Here is a 22,870-nt window from a genome sequence, read left to right on the forward strand (position 1 = left end):
ATATTTATGATGGTGTCTTTATGTTTAGACCTATTTCCGTTCCTTTTGCTATGCATCAACTTTCAGGTCAATAAAATTAGGCGAAAAAGGCACTTCCACCGGTTTTGAAATATCAATATTTCCGATTTTTTTCGCATCAAAGCCTTCGAACTTCACTTTCTTAAAGCCGAATTCTTTCGCTGTCATTAAAATCGCTTCCAGCATAACTTCAGTATGCTCTGTGTTTTTCATTTTTGAAGCATTGTCAAAAGTGACCGTAAGCAGCTCATCATCCTTTTTCAATTGCTTAATTTTAACGGAATTATTAATGGAAGGTTCAAGCCCGTCTTCCTTCCCTTTTTGCATGGCATTCATTGCCTCTTCAATTGTTTCATATTCATTTTTTGATGGAACGAGCAAAGGATTGCTGCTATTTTTAGGAAAAAACAAGAAATAGGCTTTTTTCAGCAGCTTCTTTATTTGAAATTCGGAAACAAAATGCTCAGAAGGAACATGCTGCTTTTCATTTGTAAATAAGCGCACCTTTTTATAATTTTGCCACCGAAATGTTTCTTTTAATACTTCTTTAAAATTTTGTTCATTATGGAAACGGTCTTTTATATTCAATTTTTCAAAATTTATGATCACCTCGTCACTTCGGCTTTTGCTTTCATAAATGTCTGCATCTTGAAAGGCAAAAGCTGAAAGATTGAAACGTTTCACATCGATCTTGTTTAAGACGTCATTTATTTGCTTGACGGCAGGCTCGAATTGATTTCCTTTAAAGCTTAGAGGAACGACATGCTGTTTGCTTTCATCTAAAAGCCCTACTGTGATAATTTGTTCAGTTGAAGAATTTGGAACTATGGAACGATACTTCGGCGAAGCCTCCATCGTTTGACTTTCGGTTAAATGACTGTTTCCTGCGTTTTCGGCCTTTTTGTTGTATGAATATTGGGTTTGTTCATTTTTGCTGTTGCTTAGCGGAAAAACTACAAAAGTGACGGCTGCTGTCAAAGCAACAATCGAAGCTGATGGAACAATGAATTTCAATATTGTTCTTTTTCTTTTTTTCTCGGTAATATTGTTCCAAATCTCGAATGAACTGCGGGAATCTTCTACTTTTGGAAACTCGCTTATCCATTTTTTGATTTGTTCATCGCTCCACAGAGAGTTTTTCACTTGAAACTACCTCCTGTTCTGTCATAGCTCCCTGATCTTTCGTGACACCTTGTTCTTTCATAGCTTTATCTATATAATTTTTTAACACTTTTAAAGCCCGATGCTGGGTTGTTTTGACTTTGCTTTCCGTCCACCCCAACACCTCGGCTGTTTCTGCAACAGATAATTCTTTTATAAACCGTAAAATTAAAACGGTTCTTTGATTCACATTACAGTCATTCATTGCTTTGTATAGCATCTGTATTTCTTCTCGTTGTAAAGCTATTTCTTCCGGGAGGGGCTCTCGATCCGCAATTTGTGCTTGATCTAAATCAAATTTTTCCATTATTCGCTGACGGAGAGTTTTTTGCTTTCGAAAAAAATCAATCGCTACATGCCGAGCAATGGAAAATAACCATGTTTTTTCACTGCTTCGTCCTTCAAAGCTCGAGTATGATTTTAAAACTTTTATATACACTTCATGCACCAAATCTTCCGCTTGTTCCCGATCCTTCACCAAATAATATAAAAACTGAAAAATATCTTGATGATATTTTTCGTATAATCTTTGAAACGATTCATCCATGCACATACCCTCCGTTTAAAATATTTGTCGAAAGAGACGCATGACATGTTACAAACAAAAAAGAAAGGGTCTTATAAAAGAGACCCTCGGTGTCAATTTTTTTTGCTATTATTTGTCCGGAACACCTTCCCGCTTCGTTCGTATTCGACATCCTTCACGTTTAGGCGGTAATTTACAACCCGAGCAGCAGCAAATAAATAATCAGACAGACGGTTCATGTAAATGAGGACCGGATGATGAATTTTAACCTCTTTCATTAAAGAAACGATTAAACGCTCTGCTCTTCTGGCAACTGTTCTCGCAATATGTAAAACGCTGGCCGCCTCCGTTCCTCCGGGCAAAATAAATTTTTCTAATGCAGGAGCTTCTTCCACATAATGATCGATTCGTTCCTCTAAAAAATGAATCATATCCTCCGTCGTTTTAAACGGATGTTTTTGCTTTTCGTACACAACCGCTATGTCAGATCCGCAATCAAACAAATGATGCTGAATTTTTTCAAGCTCTTCGTAAATATCTTGAAACGCTTTATCTGTTAAAAACGTCCTTGCATAGCCTATGTAAGCGTTCAATTCATCAATCGTTCCGTAAGCTTCCACCCTTGGATCATCTTTATCGACGCGCGCACCAATAACGTTCGTCTGTCCTTGATCCCCTGTACGCGTATATAAATTCATTGCCAAACCTCCCTTCTGTTACGTGTGAAACAATAAAGATCGGCAAATTTTTACGATGTTTGCGGCAATAGTACGGTAAATGTCGTTCCAACATTTAATTTGCTGTGAACTTGTATTACCCCTTTATGGGCATCAACAATATTTTTCGCAATGGCAAGCCCCAGACCCGTACCTGCTCTTCCACGCGTTCTCGCTTTGTCAGCTTTATAAAAGCGTTCAAACACAAACGGCAGATCTTCTTCACTGATTCCGCTTCCTGAGTCCTGAACATCTATTTTTAAACCATTGCTTTCTGAAATAATTACTTTTACAAATCCTTGTGCACTCGTATGGCGGATGGCATTGTCAATTAAATTGGTCAGTACTTGCTCAATGCGGTCCGGATCAAACGAAAAGGAATCCGTTTGAACATTCAGCAAATATTCGAGGTGAATCTGTTTTTCTTTTGCAATGCCTTGAAATTTGCGAATAATTTTTTCAATAAAAGGCTTCAATTTGACATCTTGTATATTTAAGGAAATATGTCCTGCCTCCATTCTGGCCAAATCCAATAAATCATTCACCAATCGGCCCATTCGCAATGATTCGTCATAAATAACCTGAACAATCTCCTTCCGCTCCTTTTCGCTTCCTGCAATGTCATCGCGAAGAGCTTCGCTGTATCCTTGCAGCATGGCAATAGGCGTCCGCAGCTCGTGGGACACATTGGCAATAAAATCAATTCTTAATTTGTCGAGACGTCTTTCCTCCGTTATATCGCGCAAAACAACGACCGCTCCTCGAACACGATTTTGATTATAAAGAGAGCTCATGATCACTCCCCATGTTCTGCCTTGCAAAGTAATCTCAGTAACCTGCTCGCGGTGAGTCGTCGTCACTCGTTTAAACAGTTCTTCAATAGCCGGCGGAAGCTCATGTTCCTTTTTCGGATCCATTCCGTTTTCATAATACCATGCCTGCAAAAAACGTTCAGCAGGAGGATTTGTGACTAAAATCGTTCCATCGATATTTAACGTAATGACACCGTCGGCCATACTGCTTAAAATGTTTGAAAGCTGTTCTTTTTCTTGCCGCAAAGCGTTAATATGGAATTTCACCTGCCGGCCCATTTGGTTAAAGGCAACAGCTAATTCACCAATTTCATCGCTTGTCAGCTTTGGAACTTTCGTATCAAATTTTCCATTCGCCACTTCAATTGCGACTTCTCTCATTTTTCGGAGCGGATAGGTAATGCGGGTTGATAAAAAAAAGGCAAAAACGGTCGTTAATATAATAGCTATAAATGCTGCCATAAAAATATATTTAGTTGTTTGTTTTGTTGTTTCATTAATGGCAGACAAAGATTGTACGACAAATATCGCTCCAGATTGATAAGGCACTCCGACGATCATCATTTCATTATTGAATTTATTGTGATCATTCGTTTGCGGAAAGCTTTTTACAAGGCTGATTTTTTCTTGATCTTCCAATACTTTTGACAGCTCTTTCTCACTGATGATTTCATTTAATGAATATTGAGCGACACCCGCCCCGTCATTTTGCTTTTGCCAATATGTTTTTCCACCATCAACGATATACACACTTGTTAGTTTATCAGAAAGTTCAGTTGCGATGGAGCCGGCTAATGGTGTATTTTGATGATTTTCCATAATAATGGCTGCTTTATTGGCAAGCTGGGTCAATTTTTGCTCGGCATCTTTTATATGATAATTTTCCATAAACTCGAGCAGCAAAATGGTTAAAATCGACAGAACCACTATCACAAGAAATAAAATGGTCATCCAAAGCTTGCCAACAACGCTTCTCCAAAATTTCATTCTTCAACGACCTCGAATTTATAGCCGACACCCCAAACAGTCACGATCATTTTGGCGGCTTCAGGCGAAACTTTGTTTAATTTTTCCCTAAGTCTTTTCACATGAGTGTCAACTGTTCGTAAATCTCCAAAAAATTCGTAATGCCATACTTCCTTCAGCAGCTTTTCCCGGTCGTATACTTTATCAGGAGTTTTTGCCAAAAAATAAAGCAGCTCGTACTCTTTCGGGGTTAAGTTGACTTCCTTGCCGTCGGCCGTCACGCGATGAGCATCATGATCGATTGTTAAGTGCGGGAAAACGATCACATTTTTCGCCGATGAATCGGTTTTTAAATAGCTTGTTTGTGACGCCCTTCTTAAAATCGCTTTCACACGCAAAACAACCTCTCTCGGGCTGAACGGTTTTACAATATAATCGTCCGCACCGACCTCAAACCCTTGAACACGGTTTACCTCCTCTCCTTTTGCTGTCAGCATAATGACAGGAGTGGCTTTCTTTTCTCTCAGCTGCTTGCACACTTCGATTCCGTCAATTCCGGGCATCATAATATCCAGAATAATCAAATCATAATCGGCACAAAGAGCCTTTTCAAGCGCTTCATCACCATTTTCCGCCTCATCTATTTGATAATTTTCCCTTTCTAAGTACATTTTCAAAAGCCTGCGAATTCTTTCTTCATCATCTACCACTAAAATCGTTACATCCTGGTTCTCTGACATATTTTATTCCTCCCTTGATCAGGTTAAAAAAGAGCTGACTCAAATGATAATGATCCAAATTCCAGCATGTATCATGAGTCAGCCAATCCGTTTATGCATATGAATGTAAACCAGCTATCACAAGGTTTACAAAAATTAAATTAAACATGATGATCGCAAATCCGATAACCGCAAGCCATGCTGATTTTTCTCCATGCCATCCTCTCGAAAGCCGTAAGTGAAGATATGCCGCGTAAAACAGCCAAGTGATCAATGCCCAAACCTCTTTCGGATCCCAGCCCCAAAATCGGGTCCAAGCGATCTGCGCCCAAATCATGGCAAATATTAAAGCACCTAGCGTAAATACTGGGAATCCAATCGCTACTGAACGGTAGCCAATTTCATCCACCACATCCAAATTTAAATTTTTCACTAAAGGCTGCAACGCTGCAGAAATACGCTTTCTCAATATTAGGCGGATCACTCCGTATAAAATCAGTCCTACAAATGTGGACCATAAAACAGTGTTCACCTTTCTGGCCGATAAAATCGCCGGCAATTCCACAAAGCCTGCAAGCCGATCTTTTGTCAACAATTCTCCTTCGTGCGGCGCAACGAGAGCAGGCAAATGAAATTCCATTTCCGCCTCTTGTCCATTTTTATCGATCCATTTAAACACTGATTCATAATCCATTGCTCGGAACACGGTTGTGACAATGACAAATGCTAGTGTTGTGACTAATACAAACATGACAAATTCAAGCCAAAACGTCTTTTTTGTTGCTTTTGATTGGTCCACAACCTTTGTTAAATACAGGACTCCGGCTACAAAGCTGATCGCCAAAATAGCTTGTCCGGCAGCAGCTGTTGTTACATGGATTTTCAGCCAATCGCTTTGAAGAGCTGGTATTAAAGGGCTGATTTCTGTCGGAAACATGCTGGCATATGCAATCAATAAAAGTGCAACTGGCAATGTAAATAAGCCAAGTGCAGACAGCTTATAAATAAAATAAATAATGATAAATGCTCCTACTAGCATCATACCAAAGAATGTCGTGAATTCAAATAAGTTCGAAACCGGGGCATGTCCAGCAGCGATCCATCTCGTAACGAAGTATCCCAGTTGAGACAAAAAACCGAGGATCGCCGCCGCAATGCCTAATCGCGCCCATCTATTCGGTTTTTCATCCTTTCCTCTTTTGTCACGGATAGAACCGCCAAAAAAGAATGTTCCTATTAAATACAAAATAAACGCAATGTATAATAAAGTGCTGCTAAGTTCAGCCACAAACTTCCCCTCCTTCATGAGGTTCTATTCTTTTAATTGTTTTTGGTCAACAGGCTTTTGAATTTCAGTATCGCGCAAAATGATGTCCAATTCATTTTTTAATCCAAACCAGTTTTTGTTTGTATGCCCCGCCAGCATGATTTTGTCGTTATCCGCTTTCAGCCATATGCGGCGATGCTGCCAGTACAATCCTTGAATTAAGCCTATCATAAAAATGGCTCCGCCGACACCGAGCACCCATAAAGTTAAATCTTTTCTTACAACTAGACCCGTTAAGTTTTTCGTTTCAATTCCTGAAAATTTCATTTTGTATTTGTTATTCTCGTTAGGTTCAATCGTTTGCTGGATGGCAACGAAACTCGTTTCTCCCTTCGGTCTGTCAGGTGCAATCATTTTAAAAACAAATGCCGGGTTGTTTGGCACTCTCGACCGCGTGGCTGGATTGCCTTCGTCATCAAAATAAAAATCTGGAAGATAGCTGGCAATTTCAACAGCATAGCCGTTTCCTAAATCATATTTCTTTTCTGGATTTAAGAGGTCAATGACAACTTTCCCGAAGCTTTTCCCCGATTTTTTATCGATAAGATCAAACGTCATTTTATTTAATTCATTCAGCTTGTAATTCACTTGATAGACAGCATAAGAATCAAATTTCAACGGTTCGTTGACGCGAATGCTGAAGTCTTTTACCTCTTTTAATTTTGGTTCTTCACCCGGCAGGCTGTCTCCCTGCTTTTTATAAAGCGTCACATTTGATTGGAAGTTTTTAGCTACGCTTCCATCGCCGACACGGTCAATCGCTTCCTGAAACACATCTTTTTCTTTTTCCTTTTGATAAGTTTCCAAAATGAATTGATGATGTTTCAAATAATACTCGCCATTTGTCCCGGGTATTTCTTTCGTTTCCCCTTCTCTTAACCAGAGAACCTCATCCACATACATCCCCGGGAAAAAGCGGAGCATGGCTCCAATTAAAAAAATAATCAATCCGATATGATTGACATACGGACCCCATCTGGAAAATCGATTTTTCTCTGCCAAAATGTTTCCATTTTCTTCTCGAATGCGATAACGGCGCGCTGTTAAATTTTTTTTAACTTGTTCTACATTTTTTTCAATATTGTCCACATATGATTCGCTAAAAAGGCGCTGTCTTTTCAAAAAAGACTCGTGCCGAGACACACCTTGATTTTTCAAGGCACGATAAAGTGGAATAACCCGGTCAAGCGAGCAAATCACAAGCGATATTCCAATCGATGCGATCAAGGTCATATACCACCAAGAACCGTATAGGCGGTGGAAGCCTAATTGATAATAAAGCTGGCCTAAAATTCCATATTCATCTTTATAAAATTGCTCTGGCGTTACGTTGGAAGGTATGTACAATTCTTGCGGAAAAATCGTTCCGATTGCTGATGCGATCAGCGTTATCACAATCAGCCAGACTCCAACTTTAACAGAAGAGAAAAAATTCCATACTTTATCGACGATCGTTTTATTATATGTTTGAGAACGTCTGGCGCTTCCGTCATAACGCATATCATGAAGTTTTTCCGAATTGCCTTCGCCCTCTGCTGCCAAGGCCCGTCCGCAATTTTCACACAGCACAGTACCGAACGGATTTACATGACCGCATTCACATTTCACATGATTCATGTTGAAAACTCCCTAACTATGGTTTTATCATTTCCATGTAATCTCGAACTTCCCGTTCCGTCATTGGTGCAGTAATGATTTTGACAACCTTCCCGTTCTTATCGATGAGAAACGTAGTAGGCAGCGGATCTACATCATATGCATGAAGCACCTGCTGATTTTTGTCAATGACAATCGGGAAATTGAGTCCGTATTTTTCCGCAAATTTTTCCACTACTAATTTTGATTCGCCAACGTTGACAGCTAAAACTTCCACGCCTAAATTTTTATAGTGCTGATATTGTCTTTCAATGTAAGGCATTTCACGTTCACAAGGTTTGCACCACGTTCCCCAGAAATTGAGAAATACACCTTTTCCTCTATAATCGGAAAATTGATGCTTTTTTCCTTCTAAATCAGTAAGAACAAAATCAGGCGCAGCTGATCCGACTTTCACTTTTTCTTTGCTCATAAAAAAATTTGAATAGAGTGTATATCCAAGAGCACCTAATAAAATAACAAGAATAATCGAGCGAGTAATGAGTCGCCTTTTTTTCATCGTGTGTACTCCCTTTGTTTTTCATTCGCTTGTTATTATATCATTGAATTTCCGTTCATTCAGAAAAATAATTTTGACGTTTATGTGACATAAAAACGTGTAAGCCCCTAAAGCAGTACATTGTTTGCAACGTTTTGTCGGTATAAATGCGAAAGCTTAACCGATTTTAGGCTAAACTCTCGCATGCTTGCCGTGCTGGGCCAGCGCCCGCAATCTCTTCACCTCGTGGGGAGTAATTTCGCGGAACGCACCCGGATTGAGCCCTTTTAAATCTAAAAATGCGTACCGTTCTCTTTTCAGCTTCAGCACAGGATAGCCGATTTTATCAAACATTCTTCTAATTTGCCGGTTTCTTCCTTCATGAATGGTAATTTCGATTATACACGTTTTTTTTCTTTTATCTAAAGAAAGCGTTTTGACTTTTGCTGGTTTTGTCATTCCATCTTCCAGCATGATCCCTTGCTCCAGTTGTTTTAATTCTTTCCTTTCTGGAATTCCTTTAACTTTCGCTACATACACTTTATCAATTTCATATCGTGGATGCATTAACAAATTAGCAAAATCGCCATCGTTTGTCAGGATTAGAAGGCCTGAAGTATCATAATCAAGTCTGCCGACCGGAAAGATGCGCTGCTCAAAATCTCGAAAGTAATCGGTGACGACTTTTCTCCCTTTTTCATCTTTCACGCTCGAAATAACTCCCCTAGGCTTATAAAACAAAATATAAATCGGTTCTTCCCTTTCTACCGGAATCCCGTTTACCTCCACCTTGTCCTCGTCAGATACTTTTGTTCCGAGCTCTGTTACAACTTGTCCATTTACAGTAACTTTTCCGTCCAAAATTAATTGCTCCGCTTTTCTTCTTGAAGCAATTCCCGAACGCGCTATCACCTTTTGCAAACGTTCCATTGATCTCACCTCTCTAAAAATATTACCTTCTTTCGGTCTGGTTACACAAGATGAACGCATTTATTTTTTTGCAAATAAAAAAGCTAAGCTCATTAAAGCTTAACCGAAAAGGAGCGTAACAATTATTATGGAAGAAAGGATGGCTGCAAAATCCGCCAGCAGCCCAACCTTTATCGCATCGCCCATTCGCTTGATCCCAACAGCACCGAAATATACTGTAATGATATACAAAGTCGTGTCTGTGCTCCCTTGCATGGTGGCTGCCAGTCGGCCGATCAACGAATCCGCTCCATGCATTGAAATTAAATCGCTCATAATTCCTAACGAAGCTGTTCCAGAGATGGGCCGAATTAACGCCAGCGGAACAATTTCCGCCGGGACGTGGATAGCTTGAAACATCGGTTTTAACAGGTCCATAAAAAAATCGAGAGCCCCTGAAGCGCGAAAAACAGACACTGCCACGAGCATGCCGACAAGATACGGAATAATGGAAAAAGAAATTTCGATTCCTTCTTTTCCACCTTCAACAAACGCTTCATAAGTTGGAATGCGTTTAAAAGTCCCGTACAACAAAATAAAACCGATGATCAATGGGATCAGCCATATCGAAACAGCACTAATGAACACCATCGTTATTCTCCTTTTCTTTTTCGTAAATAGTAAAAATAGCGGTCAATCATAATAGCGGCTATGGTAGCAAAGAAAGTCGACAGAAGCGTTGGCACGACAATATCAGTCGGATTATGCGAACCATATGTCATTCGTATAGAAATTACAGTTGTTGGAACAAGAGTTAATCCAGTTGTATTTAATGCTAGAAAGGTGATCATGCTTCTGGACGCCTGGTCTTTATTTTTGTTCAATTTTTTCAGCTGCTCCATCGCCTTAATTCCCAACGGTGTAGCTGCGTTTCCTAGCCCAAACATATTGGCGAGCAAGTTTGACAGCATGTAGCCCATCGCAGGATGCTCAGGGGGAACATCAGGAAAAATTCTCCTCATCAACGGTTTGAACAAATTCCCTAGCTTTTCTAACAGACCGCTTTTCTCCGCAATATTCATTAAGCCTAACCAAAATACAAGCACGCTGATGAAGCCAAAGGCAATGGTGACACCCTCTTTTGCACCTGAAAAGACGGCTTTATTCACTTCCTCCATTGTTCCGTTGAACATTGCAAATACGACGCCGATCAAAGTTAAGGCAACCCAAATAATATGAATCATGCGGAAACACCCAGCATATCAAAAAGTAGATCGATCATCTTTCCAAACCAGCCATGCGGAGGCTCTACATCACCGTTTTCAAAATAGATCGGCACTTCTTCAATCGTTTCGCCATCGAGCAACACTCTCAATGTTCCTACTTTTTCTGGAACCTTTTCAGGATGGTTCTTCCACGAAGCCTTCGGTTTTGCTAGGAATAAACGGATGTTTATTTTGTTTTTTTCTTCCTCCATCAGCGGATAAACAATGTCGCGATTAATGAAGATGCGGTCTTTGTAAAACTTGTTGTCAATGGCAAGGTATCCTTCTTTTTTGATCGTCACTTGATCATATTCGCTGAACGCGCTGTTAAACATCGACATATGGTCGTTCCAATCATCGGGAGCATTTAGCGTAACAGCAATTAAATGTAAATCATCTTTTTCCGCAGTGGAGACTAATGTTCTATTTGCCCTCTTTGTGTACCCGGTTTTACCGCCTGTACAATATTCATATAAATTTAAAAGTTTGTTTTTATTTTTCCACTGAAATCCGTCTTTTTTATAAACTTTTGTTCCAAATATTTTGCGGAACGTTTCATTCTCCATGGCGTATTTCGTTAAAAGAGCCATATCATATGCGGTAGAATAGTGGTTTTCGTGATCATCCAAACCGTGCGGGTTGGCAAATTCAGTATTTGTCATGCCGATTTCCTTCGCCTTTTCGTTCATCATAAATACGAAACCATCTAAACTGCCTCCGACAAATTCAGCAATCGCCACCGCAGCGTCATTTCCGGACCTTAGCATAAGACCATAAACCAAATCTTCCAGCTTCACCTTTTGCTTTTGCTTAAGATATATGGAAGACCCTTCAGTTCGGACAGCGCGGTCACTGACAGTCACATTTTGATCCATTTTTCCTGATTCAATTGCTAAAATCGCCGTCATGATTTTCGTAATGCTCGCAATGCGCATTTTTTTATGTGGGTTTTTTTCAAAAAGGATCCGGCCGCTCTCCTGATCCATTAATATGGCGCTTTCTGCACTAACTTCAATCGTATGAGTTGCATGAGCTGTCGGGATAAAAAAATGGCCTATCAATATAAAAAGAATGAATACATTAATACGTGATGTCCATTTGTTCATTAATGCTTTCACGTCCCTTTATTCGATTCGTTTTGTACAAGTTTATGCAAAGAAGACAACCGTATGAACGGAATTTGAAAGAATGTGAAATAAAAATAAGTCTCAGACTGCCGCCTGAGACGACTTACAAGTTATTTAATTTTTCAAAGAATAAATCTGCCTCTTCTTGAATAAAATGCTCTTCATTCTCGATCTCTGTCAATGAAGGCAATTCTTCGATCGTTTTTAATCCGAAATATTCAAGAAACTCTTTTGTCGTTCCGTATAAAATAGCTCTTCCCACTCCCTCTTCTCTGCCGACTTCTTGAATAAGCCCTTTCGCTAAAAGGGTCCGGATCGGCCTTTCTGACTTTACCCCTCTAATTTCTTCTATTTCAATCCGGGTAATCGGCTGTTTATAAGCGATAATGGCCAATGTTTCAAGCGCAGCCTGAGAGAGTGATTGGTTCATAGGAGTTTCCATCAGCCGCTTTAAATATGGTGCATGCTCCTTTTTGGTTGTGAACTGATAAACCCCTGCTACTTCTACAAGGTCGATCCCCCGTTCTTTTTTTTGGTATTCCTCTTTTAAATCTTCAATAATACTTAAAACCGTTGCTTCGTCAATTTCAAGAACGGAAGTTAATTGCTTGATGGAAAGGCCTTCGTCCCCAGCCGCAAATAAGAGCCCTTCCAAAATGGATTTCCATTCAATAATCCCTAAACTCATGCAGCTTTTCACTCCCGTAAATATAAATTTCTGAAAAATTATGTTCTTGCTCTACATGAACGTATTCATTTTTCATCAGCTGAAGCAAAGCTAAAAAAGTCACGACCATATAATCCTTCCTGTCAGCTGGAAAGAAATCGTGAAACTCCTTTTTCTTTTTCGATGCCTTCAGCTCCATGATCATTTCCTTCATTCGTTTTTCGATCGGGATTTCTTCTTTTGCTACGGTTCGTTCGATTGGCTTTTCAATTTTTTTTCGTTTTAGCATTTTTTGAAAGGCAGCGATCATATCATAAACCGTTACGTTTCCTTTTTGCAAAATCGGCTCTTTTTCCTCCAAATATTCGCTCAAGTCGCTTGGAGGCTTCGTATAGACAAGCGCCCGTTCACTTTCCAGTTCTTTCAGCTTTACTGCCGCTTCTTTATATTTCTTGTATTCAATTAAACGGGTAACAAGCTCATCTCTCGGATCGGACTGCTCTTCTTCGATGATTTCCTCGTCTGACCACTCTTCCTCCTGTCTTGGAAGGAGCATTTTGCTTTTAATCGACAATAATGTGGCTGCCATCACTAAATATTCACTGGCAACATCCAGCTCAAGCTCCTGCATCGTGTGAATATATTCCATATACTGTTCTGTTATTTCGCTGACAGGGATATCATATATATCAATTTCTAAACGATGAATTAAATGCAAAAGCAAATCTAACGGACCTTCAAAAGCTTCTAACTTTACTAGATACATTACCTGATCATCACCCTCGATAAATGGCTAATTTTTAGTATAGACCAATAGAAAAATACATCCAATACTCTTTTTCAACAAAGCTCATTTTTGTTTATTTTTAAATCAGGCATGAATACTTTCTTTTTTGCAGCCATTTTCATAAACTATAACATATATAGTAGAAAAAAGGAGTTTTCTCAACATGTACCCACCTGAATATATTGAGTTTTTATATCATTTTCATTGTGACCGGGATTATTTTGAATGTCATGAAATTTTAGAAGAATTGTGGAAAAAAGATCCTAAAGAAGAGAGAAAACAAATCTGGGTCGGGCTCATACAAATTGCCGTTAGCTTTTATCATTACAGGAGAAAAAATTTCAATGGTGCTGAGCGGATGATGAAAAATGCTATTCGCATTTTAAAAAATGAAACGGCGTCTCTTAACAAACTCGGTTTGGATGATGAACAGCTCTTACATATTTTACAAGACACTTTTGGTCGAATTCAAAAAAGAGAACCATATAAAAGCATTCAGCTGCCGATTTTTGATCAAAACCTTTACGAAATTTGCTTAACAACGGCAAAGGAACGAGGAAAAACGTTCGGTGAGCCTAGCGATATTTCAAACGTTTTTTTAATACATAAACATAAAACAAGGGATCGAACGGACATCATTGAGGAGAGATTGAAAAATTGGCATAAAAAAAGAAAAAGAAGAGAGTGATCAGCTCTCTTCTTTTTCCAATTGTTCATGGTCGCATTTTTCAAAAAAGGATTGAATTTGTTCGCTAGGAATAACATGTTTATCTTTATATAGCTCTTTTACGGCATTGATCATTTTTTTGCCGATTCCTTCATGACGATGGGACGGGTTTACGCAAATATGCTGAATTTCCACTATTCCTTTATCTTTCAATTCAACGCCGATCACTCCGATAACATCTTCTTCCTTCCATAAGAAAAGCTGCCAATTTTCGTCATTTTCATACGTTTTCATCGTTTGCTGGAGCTGCTTTAAATCCTTTTCACTCGGCATAAAGGAAAGAAGCCCCATCGCAATTTTTTCAAAAGCTTTCTTATATCGAACTAACATGCTGGATCCCTCGTTAATATATAACATTCTTTCAAGAAAGATTTTATGGGCAACTAGTGTTGAATCCCATTTATCATATTGCTCTTAACATTATATACATTTTCTTATGAATTTTAAACTGTTTTCTTTAAAGTTGGGCGAGGGATTTGATTAAATTTGCCATTTCAATTGCCGATAGTGCTGCGTCCCAGCCTTTATTGCCCGCTTTCGTTCCTGCTCGTTCAATCGCTTGCTCGATATTTTCCGTCGTGACGACGCCAAATATTACCGGCACTCCTGTTTGCAGAGAAGCGTTCGCAATCCCTTTTGCCGCTTCATTGCATACGTAATCGTAATGCGTAGTGGATCCACGGATAACTGTTCCTAAGGCAATGACCGCATCGTATTTTTTGGACTCAGCCAGTTTTTTGGATACAAGCGGGATTTCAAAAGCCCCCGGAACCCATGCAACATCAATGTCGCTTTCCGAAACGCCGTGGCGGATGAGGGCATCGATTGCTCCGCTTAACAGCTTGCTTGTAATAAATTCATTAAATCTTGATACGACAATTCCGATTTTCAAATCTTTTCCGACTAAATGTCCTTCAATTTTGTTTATGCTCATTAGTATAACCTCCCGCTAAATATGAAGTAGATGTCCTAGTTTCGATTTTTTTGTTTTCAAATATTTTTCATTATCCTTGTTTGCCGGTATTTCAATTGGAACCCGCTCCAATATTTCAAGTCCGTATTCTTGCATTTCTTTCATTTTTCTCGGATTGTTTGTCATTAAACGAATAGACTTGGCTCCAATATCCTTCAGCATCTGTGCTGCAACAGCATATTCTCTTTGATCCGGCTGAAAGCCGAGCTCCTCATTTGCTTCGACCGTATCATAACCTTTTTCTTGAAGCTTATATGCTTTCAATTTATTTATTAGCCCGATCCCCCTGCCTTCTTGGCGCAAATAGAGCAAAATTCCGCTTCCTTCTTTTTCAATTTCACTCAATGCAGAATGAAGCTGCGGGCCGCAGTCGCATCTGTGAGAATGAAAGACGTCTCCTGTCAGGCATTCTGAATGGATTCTAACTAAAACGGGATGCTCCGGCTTAATTTCACCCTTCACCAGCGCAATATGCTCTTTTCCATCATACAAGCTGGTATAACCGATGGCTTTAAAACGGCCAAAACCTGTCGGAAGCTCGATTTCCACTTCTTTTTTGATTAATTCCTCCCGTTTTCTGCGGTATTGAATTAAATCTTGAATCGTGATCATTTTTAAATTGTATTGTTCCGCTATTTCTTTTAATTGAGGAACCCGAGCCATTGTTCCGTCTTCATTAATAATTTCACAAATGACGCCAGCTGGAAAGCATCCTGCCAGCTTTGCCAAATCAACGGCTGCTTCCGTGTGGCCGGCTCTTTTTAATACTCCTTCGTTCTTTGCAATCAACGGGAAAACATGTCCGGGTCTTTTAAAATCCTCCGCCCTTGCATCCGGCTGAATGAGCGACTGAATCGTTTTAGCTCGCTCATATGCGCTGATTCCCGTCGTTGTTGTTTGATGATCGATGCTGACAGTAAACGCGGTTTGGTGCAAATCTGTATTTTCCGCTACCATAGGGTGAAGCTGCAAACGGTGCGCTAACGATTCCGTGATCGGCACACAAACGAGACCTTTTCCTTTCGAAATCATAAAATTGATCATTTCAGGGGTGGAAAACTCAGCTAGACCGACAAAATCTCCTTCGTTTTCCCGATTCTCATCATCCACGACAATGATCACTTTCCCCTGTTTTAAATCTGCGATGGCATCCTCAATGGAATGAAACATTATTCTATCACCTCTATTCACTGTAAAAACCGTGCTTTTGCAAAAAATCAACGGTAATTCCGGTTGGCGCCTCTTTGCGAGCAAACTTTTCTAAATATTTCCCGATCAAATCACATTCAATATTGACCTTATCGCCAATCTCCTTTTCCCCAATAATTGTTTCTGAATATGTGTGAGGAATAATCGAAATCGTAAAGGTTTGTTCTGTTAAGCCAAAAATGGTTAAACTCGTTCCGTCAACTGCAACTGAACCTTTTAATATCATGTAACAAAGCAAATCTTTAGGAGCTTTAATTTGATAATAAACAGCATTTTCCTTTCTTTCTTTTTTGACGATCGTGCCAACGCCATCAACATGTCCTGAAACGATGTGGCCGCCAAATCGGTCGCCAACAGCCATTGCCCTTTCCAAATTCACCTTTGATCCGGTTTTTAATGTACCTAATGTCGTTGCCGCCATCGTCTCAGGCATGACATCCACAGAAAAATAATTCGATTCAAAGTCGGTGACCGTTAAACAGACTCCGTTGACGGCAATGCTGTCGCCTATTTTTACATCTTGCAAAATGTTTTTTGCATAAATTTCTAAAATTACTGCTTGATTCGTTCCTTTTACTGATTTGATTTCCCCTATTTCTTCAATGATTCCAGTAAACAATCTTGTCCACCTCTTTTCGGAACGGAGACAATTTTCACATCTTCTCCTATTTTCGTAACGGACTGAATTTCAAATGAATGTGCCATGCTCATCTTTAATGCTTCATCGCCCATGACGGCTGATATTCCTTCAGGGTCCCCCAATATTTTGGGTGCAAAATACACGATTAATTCATTCACCGCTTCCGCTTTTAAAAATGAAGCATGGACTCTTGCTCCTCCTTCAACGAACAGGGAGGTGATGCCTCGCTCGCCTAATATTTTTAAAATATTTGGGATATTCCATTGATCATGTAAAGTCAACACTTCTATTCCTAATTTTTTCAGTTCCGCTTTTTTATTGAGATCCCCATCTTGGCAAATGACCCAAGTTTCTGCTTCCTTGTCAGTTATCACATTGGCATCCAGCGGAATTCGCAGATGGGTATCTAAAATAATCCGTATCGGTGTTCGTTTGCGATCCGGCAGCCGACAAGTCAGACTTGGATTGTCTTTTATAATTGTATTAACACCCACTAAAATGCCGTCGTGTATTTCTCTGTAACGGTGCACATCCTGTCTTGCTTCCTCTCCGGTAATCCACTTGCTGTCACCTGTTTTTGTAGCAATTTTCCCATCGAATGTTGCGGCATATTTTAATGTGACAAACGGAGTGTTTGTTTGAATGTAATGAAAGAAAACTTTGTTAAGTTCATGTCCATTTTTTTGCAATATCCCGGCTTCCACATCGATTCCAGCATCTTGCAAAGCTTTCACACCGCGTCCACTTACGAGAGGATTCGGATCCAAAGCAGCTACAACGACCCGTTTAATCCCTCTTTTGATAATAAGCTCAGAGCAGGGAGGAGTTTTGCCAAAATGGCTGCAAGGTTCAAGCGTGACGTACAGCGTTGCACCTTTTGCCTTTTCCCCAGCCATATTTAAAGCATGAACTTCCGCATGGGGTTCCCCAGCCTTTAAATGCGCTCCAAACCCGATCAGTTCCCCATCCTTCACAACGACCGCTCCCACCAACGGGTTAGGGCTCGTTTGGCCGATTGCTTGTTTCGCTAGCTGAAAGGCAAATTCCATCCATTTTTCGTCATTCATGAAGGACACACCTCCCTTTTGTTGATTTCAAAACAAAAGCCCCGGGTTTGTTCCCCCAGGGCTTGATGATCACTTTAACGAAAAGAAGGTATACTCAAATAAGAGTATAAAATCTGTTCTTTTTGAACAGTTTATACTCCTCACCTTCAAAAGTGATCCTTCTCCCATCCAGACTATACTGTCGGCTCTGGATTTTCACCAGATCCACCGCAAAGGCGTTCCGCCAATGCGGGTCACGGGCTAAAAAAGCTTAAAAGCTTTTATCACCGCCGGTCGGGAATTTCACCCTGCCCCGAAGGATGCATCATTCATTTTATGTTATTTTCAATGGGAAAAACGGCTGCTTCCTCTTGCTTCCCACCTTCCATTTTGAAGCATTCACGAGTTTTTGAAAAAGAAACAAAGCTGAAGAAAACAGCCAATTATTTTACTATTATCTCCCTTCAAACGGTCTTCTGTCAAGAAAGCAATCTTTGACCAATATGAAAAAGTGCCTTTTTATCGATTATTTCTCTCCTACACTTGACCGCATCTACAAGAATTATATTATCAACTAAAGCTGAGCGGTATTCAGCTAGTCAGCAATGAACATCCAATAGACGAGTCCCCAAATAATGCTCAATACAACAAGAACAATAAATAACATCCAGTTTTTCATTCTCATTTTGTACATCCCTTTCTATTTGAAAGAGGAATTTAATTTTCATACACTTCTACTTTTTTCATTACATCTCCGTTTTTCATGCTCAACACAGTTTCCATGCCTGAAGTTACTTGGCCAAAAACAGTATGAACTCCATCCAAGTGAGGCTGAGGTTCATGAACGATAAAAAATTGACAAGAGCCTGTATCCCTGCCTGCGTGAGCCATAGAAATGGCGCCGGTTACATGTTTATGCGGATTGCCATCTGTTTCGCATTTGATCGTATATCCTGCATTACCAGTGCCGTTGCCATTCGGACATCCGCCTTGGCTTACAAACCCTGGAATAACGCGATGAAAAGTCAAACCGTCATAAAAGCCTGAATTCGCAAGTTTTTCAAAGTTCTTCACTGTATTTGGAGCTTCATTCGGAAAAAGCTCAAATTCAATTTTTTCTCCGTTTTCCATTAAAATGTAGCCTTTTTTGCTCATAAAACAGCTCCCTTTCATGAAAAAATTTTCTCTTTATTTTATCATAGAGTAAAACATAAAATACAGATGAAACGTTTTAGTATATATATACGTCTTAAATGGTTGAAAGTTTTTGCACTCTATATCATATATTCGAAGTCATGTTCGCTTAGGAGGTTAAGTGATGAAAAAAATCGTTTTATCCATATTACTTGCTATTGGGTTGGCAACACCAACTACTAGTTTTGCTGATTCTGTTGTTGGAGATGTTATTGTCACGTTAGGCAGCGATTTAACGGAGCAGCAAAAGCAGGATCTCTTAAAGGAAATGGACGTACCAGATAACGTGCAAACGGTCACCGTGACAAACGAAGAGGAGCACAAATATTTAGGGGATTATATTCCGAAAGCGCAAATCGGTTCAAAAGCGATTTCTTCTTCCAAAATACAAATTGAGAAAAAGGGATCTGGTTTAGAAGTCCAAACAAACAACATAAACTGGGTCACGGATGAAATGTACTTAAATGCGCTCATGACAGCTGGTGTCAAAGATGCAAATGTTTATGTCACCGCGCCTTTTGAAGTTTCCGGAACAGCCGCTTTAACAGGGTTAATAAAAGCTTATGAAGTTTCGACTGATAAAGCGATCCCTGAAGACGTGAAACAGGTCGCCAACCAAGAGCTGGTGGAAACAGCAAAGCTTGGAGATAAGATTGGTGACGAAAATGCTTCGGCATTAATTGCAAAAGTAAAAGAACAGATGTCCGAAAACGGCGTTCCGAAAAATGACCAAGAGTTAAGAGAAATGATTGAACAAGCAGCAAAAGATTTGCAAATAAATCTTTCCGAAGATGATATAAACAATTTAATCCTCTTATTTAACAATATGATTAACGTCAATATCAATTGGGATGAAGTCGGAAACCAGCTTGACAAAGCAAAAGACAAAATTTCTAAATTTCTCGAATCCGAAGAAGGACAAAGCTTTTTGCAAAAATTGAAAGAATTCTTTTCTTCGATCATTGATGCCATCGCATCGTTTTTCCAATAATGAAAACGGCGTCTTCAACTAATGTTGAGACGCCGTTTTTCGTTTACGGTTGACCGACTTCCGCTTTTAAAGGCAAATCAAGACTGACTAAATCCTCGTATGTTTCCCTTTTGACGACAAGTCTCGCTTCGCCGTTTTCAACAAATACAACAGCAGGCCGAGCGATCCGGTTATAATTATTTGCCATAGAATATCCGTAAGCTCCCGTGCAAAAAACAGCTAATATATCGCCTGCTTTTACGGTAGGAAGGGATAAATCCCAAATGAGCATGTCCCCGCTTTCGCAGCATTTTCCTGCAATCGATACAGTCTCAGAACATTCGTCATTCATCCGGTTGGCAAGAGCCCCCTCGTATTTTGCCTGGTACAAAGCAGGCCGGATGTTGTCGCTCATGCCTCCGTCCACCGCAACATATTTGCGAATGTTAGGGACGACCTTTTGAGATCCTATCGAGTACAAGGTTGTTCCTGCATCCCCGACGAGAGAGCGTCCTGGCTCAATCCATATTTCAGGGAGAGAAATTTGAAGCTTCTCAGAGTGTCCTTTCACAACTTCCACCATTTTTTCAACATATACATTCATTGGCAGAGGATCATCCTCTTTCGTATATCGAATTCCGAATCCTCCCCCTAAGTTTACAACTTTCGGAACAAACTGAAACTTCTCTTTCCAAATAGAAATTTTCCCAAAAATCTTTCCTGCTGCTAAAACAAATCCTTCAGTGCCAAAAATTTGCGAACCGATATGGCAATGGATTCCTAATAGCTGTAAATGCGATTGATTTTTTACAAGCTCAATCGCTTTTTCGATTTGACCATTATGAAGGTCGAATCCAAATTTCGAATCTTCCTGCCCGGTTGTAATGTAATCATGTGTATGTGCCTCGACGCCCGGTGTAACGCGAAGCAATACCGCAACTTTTTTATTCATTTGCCGGCAAAGAGAAGATAAAACATCAATTTCATAAAAATTATCAATCACAATGCAACCGATATTTGCCTCCAGAGCCATTGCAAGCTCGTCGATGCTTTTATTGTTTCCATGAAAATGAATTTTTTCCGGAGGAAATCCTGCTTTTAATGCCGTATACAGTTCACCGCCTGAAACGACATCAAGAGAAAGCCCTTCCTCATTTGCAAGCTGCACCATTGCAATGGAAGAAAAGGCTTTGCTTGCATAAGCAACTTGATATGGAACTCCTAATGATTCAAATGTATTTTTAAAAGAACGGGCTCGTTCGCGAATGAGTGCGACATCGTATACATATAACGGTGTCCCATACTGTTTGACAAGTTCAACTGTATCGACACCGCCGATTTCTAAATGCCCTAACTGGTTGATTTTACTTGTTCCCTGTAAATACAAAGACTAGCCCCCGCTTTCGTGAACGTAAAAGTTAAAAATACATTACCATAAAACATTTTCTCTTTCAAATTTTTTTAAGGCTGCTTTTTTACGTTCTGCGGATGAACAATGCTTGGCCTTACTTTTATATGAGGCACCGACGACCTGACGATGATCTGCCAAAAGGCTTGAGGATTAAAAGGGATAAACGGCCATAAATAAGGCGTATTTAACGATCGAATGCTGGCAAGGAAAAGGATGAACAGTGTGCAGCCGATCACTAATCCGGGCACTTTAAAGATCACTACTAATAGCAGCAATACAAAACGAACGATTTTATTGGCTACGCTCAATTCATAGCTCGGGGTTGCAAAAGTACCGACCGCCGCAATGGAAACGTACAAAATAACTTCCGGCGAAAACAAACCGACATCGATGGCAATTTGTCCTATGAGAACTGCTGCAATTAAACCCATCGCCACTGAAAGAGCTGTCGGTGTATGAATGGCTGCCATTCTTAAAAGCTCAATCCCTATGTCAGCAAGAAAAATTTGAACAACAATCGGAATATTTTTTTCTTTGTTTGGTCCGATGTAAGATATAGCCTCCGGCAGTAAAGACGGCTGCACTACATACAGCATCCAAAGAGGAAGCAAATAAATAGAAGCTAGCATGCCAAAAAAGCGCACCCATCTAACAAACGTTCCGGCCGCTGGCGCCTGACGGTATTCTTCGGCGTGCTGAACATGGTGAAAAAAAGTAGTTGGCGTAATAATGACACTCGGGGACGTGTCAACAAGAATAATGACATGTCCTTCCAGCAAATGAGTTGCAGCGACATCCGCTCTTTCCGTATAGCGGACAAGCGGAAACGGATTAAAGCCTTGCTTTACTAAAAATTCTTCAATTGTTTTATCTGCCATTGGAAGCCCGTCAATCTTTATCGTTTTTAACTCCTTTTTGATCACTTCAATTAATCCTGGATCCGCCACATCTTCCAAATACGCGATCGCAATGTCGGTTTTTGATCGCTCGCCGATTTTCATGATTTCATATCTCAGACGTTCGTCCCTTATTCTTCTCCGAATCAGTCCCGTGTTGACAACGATATTTTCCACAAAACCGTCACGTGCGCCGCGAATCACTTTTTCCGTATCCGGCTCTTCCGGCTGTCTTCCAGGATAGTTGCGGACATCGACAACAAAAGCAAAATCGCTGTCTTCGACAAAAAAAACGACTAAGCCTGACAACACTTGATCGACTGCTTCATCAAGCGTTTGAACCAATGTTACTTGCTGATGAACGAGACGGTTTTTGACAATTTCCTTTAAACGATTGGCTTCCGTTTCATGATCATTGATTTTCAAAAGCTCCTTGATCAGTTCGATGACATAAAGTGAATCGCAAAGTCCTGTCACATAATATAAATGCACTTGTTTTCCGAGAAGCATAAATTTGCGCACGCCTAAATCAAAGCTTGTTCCTAAGCCAATATGATCTCGAAAAAATTTTTCGGTATCTTGCAGCTTGGGAGAGATTTGACTTTTTTCTTGATCGGTTAATTTCGTCATGCTATCGAATCCTTTCTCTTCATCATTCATGTTCAGCTCA

General features: G+C 40.0%; 24 protein-coding genes and 1 riboswitch. Of the genes, 2 read left to right on the forward strand and 22 right to left on the reverse strand.

Annotated elements, in window-relative coordinates:
- Positions 1 to 48: 48 nt before the first annotated feature.
- From RI196_RS11920 to RI196_RS11985, 14 genes are all read right to left on the reverse strand, one after another.
- A complete protein-coding gene (locus RI196_RS11920) occupies positions 49 to 1,161 on the reverse strand; it encodes a GerMN domain-containing protein (RefSeq protein WP_311066286.1) in 1,113 nt (370 codons plus the stop codon).
- Positions 1,136 to 1,726: an RNA polymerase sigma factor SigX gene (sigX, locus tag RI196_RS11925; protein ID WP_063388622.1), complete on the reverse strand. Its 591-nt coding sequence runs from the start codon at positions 1,724 to 1,726 to the stop codon at positions 1,136 to 1,138. Before sigX ends, RI196_RS11920 begins: the two co-directional genes overlap by 26 nt.
- 92 nt (positions 1,727 to 1,818) lie before the next feature.
- The gene (locus RI196_RS11930) at positions 1,819 to 2,403 is read right to left on the reverse strand and encodes a cob(I)yrinic acid a,c-diamide adenosyltransferase (protein ID WP_130157471.1); all 585 of its coding nucleotides are present in this window, start codon (positions 2,401 to 2,403) and stop codon (positions 1,819 to 1,821) included.
- A 50-nt stretch (positions 2,404 to 2,453) separates the two neighbouring features.
- Positions 2,454 to 4,220, reverse strand: a complete 1,767-nt coding sequence (locus tag RI196_RS11935; RefSeq protein WP_094246154.1) for an ATP-binding protein — start codon at positions 4,218 to 4,220, stop codon at positions 2,454 to 2,456.
- Entirely contained in the window at positions 4,217 to 4,939 is a 723-nt protein-coding gene (locus RI196_RS11940; protein ID WP_066247683.1) for a response regulator transcription factor, read from the reverse strand. Before RI196_RS11940 ends, RI196_RS11935 begins: the two co-directional genes overlap by 4 nt.
- 91 nt (positions 4,940 to 5,030) lie before the next feature.
- The gene (gene ccsB, locus RI196_RS11945; RefSeq protein WP_063388626.1) at positions 5,031 to 6,206 is read right to left on the reverse strand and encodes a c-type cytochrome biogenesis protein CcsB; all 1,176 of its coding nucleotides are present in this window, start codon (positions 6,204 to 6,206) and stop codon (positions 5,031 to 5,033) included.
- Between the two features lie 24 nt (positions 6,207 to 6,230).
- Positions 6,231 to 7,862 (reverse strand): cytochrome c biogenesis protein ResB, encoded by a 1,632-nt coding sequence (gene resB, locus RI196_RS11950; RefSeq protein ID WP_130157473.1) that lies wholly within the window; start codon positions 7,860 to 7,862, stop codon positions 6,231 to 6,233.
- A gap of 16 nt (positions 7,863 to 7,878) precedes the next feature.
- Positions 7,879 to 8,400, reverse strand: a complete 522-nt coding sequence (resA, locus tag RI196_RS11955) for a thiol-disulfide oxidoreductase ResA (RefSeq protein WP_063388628.1) — start codon at positions 8,398 to 8,400, stop codon at positions 7,879 to 7,881.
- Positions 8,401 to 8,571: 171 nt separating this feature from the next.
- Positions 8,572 to 9,309, reverse strand: coding sequence for a pseudouridine synthase (locus tag RI196_RS11960; RefSeq protein ID WP_311066287.1), 738 nt, complete (start codon positions 9,307 to 9,309; stop codon positions 8,572 to 8,574).
- A 99-nt stretch (positions 9,310 to 9,408) separates the two neighbouring features.
- Positions 9,409 to 9,939, reverse strand: coding sequence for a spore maturation protein (locus RI196_RS11965; RefSeq protein WP_063388630.1), 531 nt, complete (start codon positions 9,937 to 9,939; stop codon positions 9,409 to 9,411).
- A 2-nt stretch (positions 9,940 to 9,941) separates the two neighbouring features.
- Positions 9,942 to 10,532 carry a nucleoside recognition domain-containing protein gene (locus tag RI196_RS11970; protein ID WP_063388631.1) on the reverse strand — a complete coding sequence of 197 codons (591 nt, stop codon included), beginning with the start codon at positions 10,530 to 10,532 and terminating at the stop codon, positions 9,942 to 9,944.
- Positions 10,529 to 11,659 carry a D-alanyl-D-alanine carboxypeptidase family protein gene (locus tag RI196_RS11975; RefSeq protein WP_311066288.1) on the reverse strand — a complete coding sequence of 377 codons (1,131 nt, stop codon included), beginning with the start codon at positions 11,657 to 11,659 and terminating at the stop codon, positions 10,529 to 10,531. The genes RI196_RS11970 and RI196_RS11975 overlap by 4 nt, the downstream gene beginning before the upstream one ends.
- A gap of 124 nt (positions 11,660 to 11,783) precedes the next feature.
- Positions 11,784 to 12,368 carry an SMC-Scp complex subunit ScpB gene (scpB, locus tag RI196_RS11980; RefSeq protein WP_311066289.1) on the reverse strand — a complete coding sequence of 195 codons (585 nt, stop codon included), beginning with the start codon at positions 12,366 to 12,368 and terminating at the stop codon, positions 11,784 to 11,786.
- Positions 12,349 to 13,113 (reverse strand): segregation/condensation protein A, encoded by a 765-nt coding sequence (locus tag RI196_RS11985; RefSeq protein WP_063388634.1) that lies wholly within the window; start codon positions 13,111 to 13,113, stop codon positions 12,349 to 12,351. Before RI196_RS11985 ends, scpB begins: the two co-directional genes overlap by 20 nt.
- Positions 13,114 to 13,297: 184 nt before the next feature.
- On the opposite strand from RI196_RS11985, the gene RI196_RS11990 reads away from it, so the two are divergent.
- Complete coding sequence (locus tag RI196_RS11990; protein WP_311066290.1) at positions 13,298 to 13,822, forward strand: DUF309 domain-containing protein; 525 nt, start codon at positions 13,298 to 13,300, stop codon at positions 13,820 to 13,822.
- On the opposite strand, the gene RI196_RS11995 is transcribed toward RI196_RS11990, so the two are convergent.
- The 6 genes from RI196_RS11995 to RI196_RS12020 form a co-directional block, all read right to left on the reverse strand.
- Positions 13,823 to 14,191: a GNAT family N-acetyltransferase gene (locus RI196_RS11995; RefSeq protein ID WP_063388636.1), complete on the reverse strand. Its 369-nt coding sequence runs from the start codon at positions 14,189 to 14,191 to the stop codon at positions 13,823 to 13,825.
- A gap of 127 nt (positions 14,192 to 14,318) precedes the next feature.
- Complete coding sequence (gene ribH / locus RI196_RS12000) at positions 14,319 to 14,789, reverse strand: 6,7-dimethyl-8-ribityllumazine synthase (protein ID WP_063388660.1); 471 nt, start codon at positions 14,787 to 14,789, stop codon at positions 14,319 to 14,321.
- Positions 14,790 to 14,810: 21 nt separating this feature from the next.
- Complete coding sequence (locus tag RI196_RS12005) at positions 14,811 to 16,004, reverse strand: bifunctional 3,4-dihydroxy-2-butanone-4-phosphate synthase/GTP cyclohydrolase II (protein ID WP_063388637.1); 1,194 nt, start codon at positions 16,002 to 16,004, stop codon at positions 14,811 to 14,813.
- Between the two features lie 13 nt (positions 16,005 to 16,017).
- Positions 16,018 to 16,662 (reverse strand): riboflavin synthase, encoded by a 645-nt coding sequence (ribE, locus tag RI196_RS12010; protein WP_311066291.1) that lies wholly within the window; start codon positions 16,660 to 16,662, stop codon positions 16,018 to 16,020.
- Entirely contained in the window at positions 16,635 to 17,750 is a 1,116-nt protein-coding gene (gene ribD, locus RI196_RS12015; RefSeq protein ID WP_311066292.1) for a bifunctional diaminohydroxyphosphoribosylaminopyrimidine deaminase/5-amino-6-(5-phosphoribosylamino)uracil reductase RibD, read from the reverse strand. The genes ribE and ribD overlap by 28 nt, the downstream gene beginning before the upstream one ends.
- A 152-nt stretch (positions 17,751 to 17,902) precedes the next feature.
- Positions 17,903 to 18,054, reverse strand: a riboswitch (FMN riboswitch).
- A gap of 392 nt (positions 18,055 to 18,446) precedes the next feature.
- The gene (locus tag RI196_RS12020; RefSeq protein ID WP_063388640.1) at positions 18,447 to 18,884 is read right to left on the reverse strand and encodes a peptidylprolyl isomerase; all 438 of its coding nucleotides are present in this window, start codon (positions 18,882 to 18,884) and stop codon (positions 18,447 to 18,449) included.
- Positions 18,885 to 19,047: 163 nt separating this feature from the next.
- Between RI196_RS12020 and RI196_RS12025 the strand changes: the two genes are divergently transcribed.
- On the forward strand, positions 19,048 to 19,914 hold the full coding sequence (locus RI196_RS12025) for a DUF1002 domain-containing protein (protein ID WP_094246160.1): 867 nt from the start codon (positions 19,048 to 19,050) through the stop codon (positions 19,912 to 19,914).
- A gap of 43 nt (positions 19,915 to 19,957) precedes the next feature.
- Here the strand turns inward: RI196_RS12025 and lysA are convergent, their stop codons facing one another.
- Together lysA and RI196_RS12035 are read right to left on the reverse strand one after the other, a co-directional pair.
- Positions 19,958 to 21,280 (reverse strand): diaminopimelate decarboxylase, encoded by a 1,323-nt coding sequence (gene lysA / locus RI196_RS12030; RefSeq protein ID WP_311066293.1) that lies wholly within the window; start codon positions 21,278 to 21,280, stop codon positions 19,958 to 19,960.
- A 74-nt stretch (positions 21,281 to 21,354) separates the two neighbouring features.
- Complete coding sequence (locus RI196_RS12035; RefSeq protein WP_130157487.1) at positions 21,355 to 22,830, reverse strand: spore germination protein; 1,476 nt, start codon at positions 22,828 to 22,830, stop codon at positions 21,355 to 21,357.
- Positions 22,831 to 22,870 lie beyond the last annotated feature (40 nt).

Origin of the sequence: Aeribacillus composti (assembly GCF_031760945.1) — a bacterium.
Classification (GTDB): Bacteria; Bacillota; Bacilli; order Bacillales; family Aeribacillaceae; genus Aeribacillus; species Aeribacillus composti.

Excerpts from the sequence above, each read along its gene's own strand:
- resB (WP_130157473.1), bottom strand. The coding sequence starts at position 7,862 with ATGAATCATGTGAAATGTGAATGCGGTCATGTAAATCCGTTCGGTACT.
- RI196_RS11975 (WP_311066288.1), bottom strand. The coding sequence starts at position 11,659 with ATGAACAAATGGACATCACGTATTAATGTATTCATTCTTTTTATATTG.
- RI196_RS12025 (WP_094246160.1), top strand. The coding sequence starts at position 19,048 with ATGAAAAAAATCGTTTTATCCATATTACTTGCTATTGGGTTGGCAACA.
- RI196_RS11965 (WP_063388630.1), bottom strand. The coding sequence starts at position 9,939 with ATGGTGTTCATTAGTGCTGTTTCGATATGGCTGATCCCATTGATCATC.
- RI196_RS12035 (WP_130157487.1), bottom strand. The coding sequence starts at position 22,830 with ATGACGAAATTAACCGATCAAGAAAAAAGTCAAATCTCTCCCAAGCTG.
- RI196_RS11935 (WP_094246154.1), bottom strand. The coding sequence starts at position 4,220 with ATGAAATTTTGGAGAAGCGTTGTTGGCAAGCTTTGGATGACCATTTTA.
- RI196_RS12005 (WP_063388637.1), bottom strand. The coding sequence starts at position 16,004 with ATGTTTCATTCCATTGAGGATGCCATCGCAGATTTAAAACAGGGGAAA.
- RI196_RS11970 (WP_063388631.1), bottom strand. The coding sequence starts at position 10,532 with ATGATTCATATTATTTGGGTTGCCTTAACTTTGATCGGCGTCGTATTT.
- RI196_RS11985 (WP_063388634.1), bottom strand. The coding sequence starts at position 13,113 with ATGTATCTAGTAAAGTTAGAAGCTTTTGAAGGTCCGTTAGATTTGCTT.
- ribD (WP_311066292.1), bottom strand. The coding sequence starts at position 17,750 with ATGAATGACGAAAAATGGATGGAATTTGCCTTTCAGCTAGCGAAACAA.
- resA (WP_063388628.1), bottom strand. The coding sequence starts at position 8,400 with ATGAAAAAAAGGCGACTCATTACTCGCTCGATTATTCTTGTTATTTTA.
- RI196_RS11940 (WP_066247683.1), bottom strand. The coding sequence starts at position 4,939 with ATGTCAGAGAACCAGGATGTAACGATTTTAGTGGTAGATGATGAAGAA.
- RI196_RS11990 (WP_311066290.1), top strand. The coding sequence starts at position 13,298 with ATGTACCCACCTGAATATATTGAGTTTTTATATCATTTTCATTGTGAC.
- sigX (WP_063388622.1), bottom strand. The coding sequence starts at position 1,726 with ATGGATGAATCGTTTCAAAGATTATACGAAAAATATCATCAAGATATT.
- RI196_RS11960 (WP_311066287.1), bottom strand. The coding sequence starts at position 9,309 with ATGGAACGTTTGCAAAAGGTGATAGCGCGTTCGGGAATTGCTTCAAGA.
- RI196_RS12020 (WP_063388640.1), bottom strand. The coding sequence starts at position 18,884 with ATGAGCAAAAAAGGCTACATTTTAATGGAAAACGGAGAAAAAATTGAA.
- scpB (WP_311066289.1), bottom strand. The coding sequence starts at position 12,368 with ATGAGTTTAGGGATTATTGAATGGAAATCCATTTTGGAAGGGCTCTTA.
- RI196_RS11930 (WP_130157471.1), bottom strand. The coding sequence starts at position 2,403 with ATGAATTTATATACGCGTACAGGGGATCAAGGACAGACGAACGTTATT.
- RI196_RS11995 (WP_063388636.1), bottom strand. The coding sequence starts at position 14,191 with ATGTTAGTTCGATATAAGAAAGCTTTTGAAAAAATTGCGATGGGGCTT.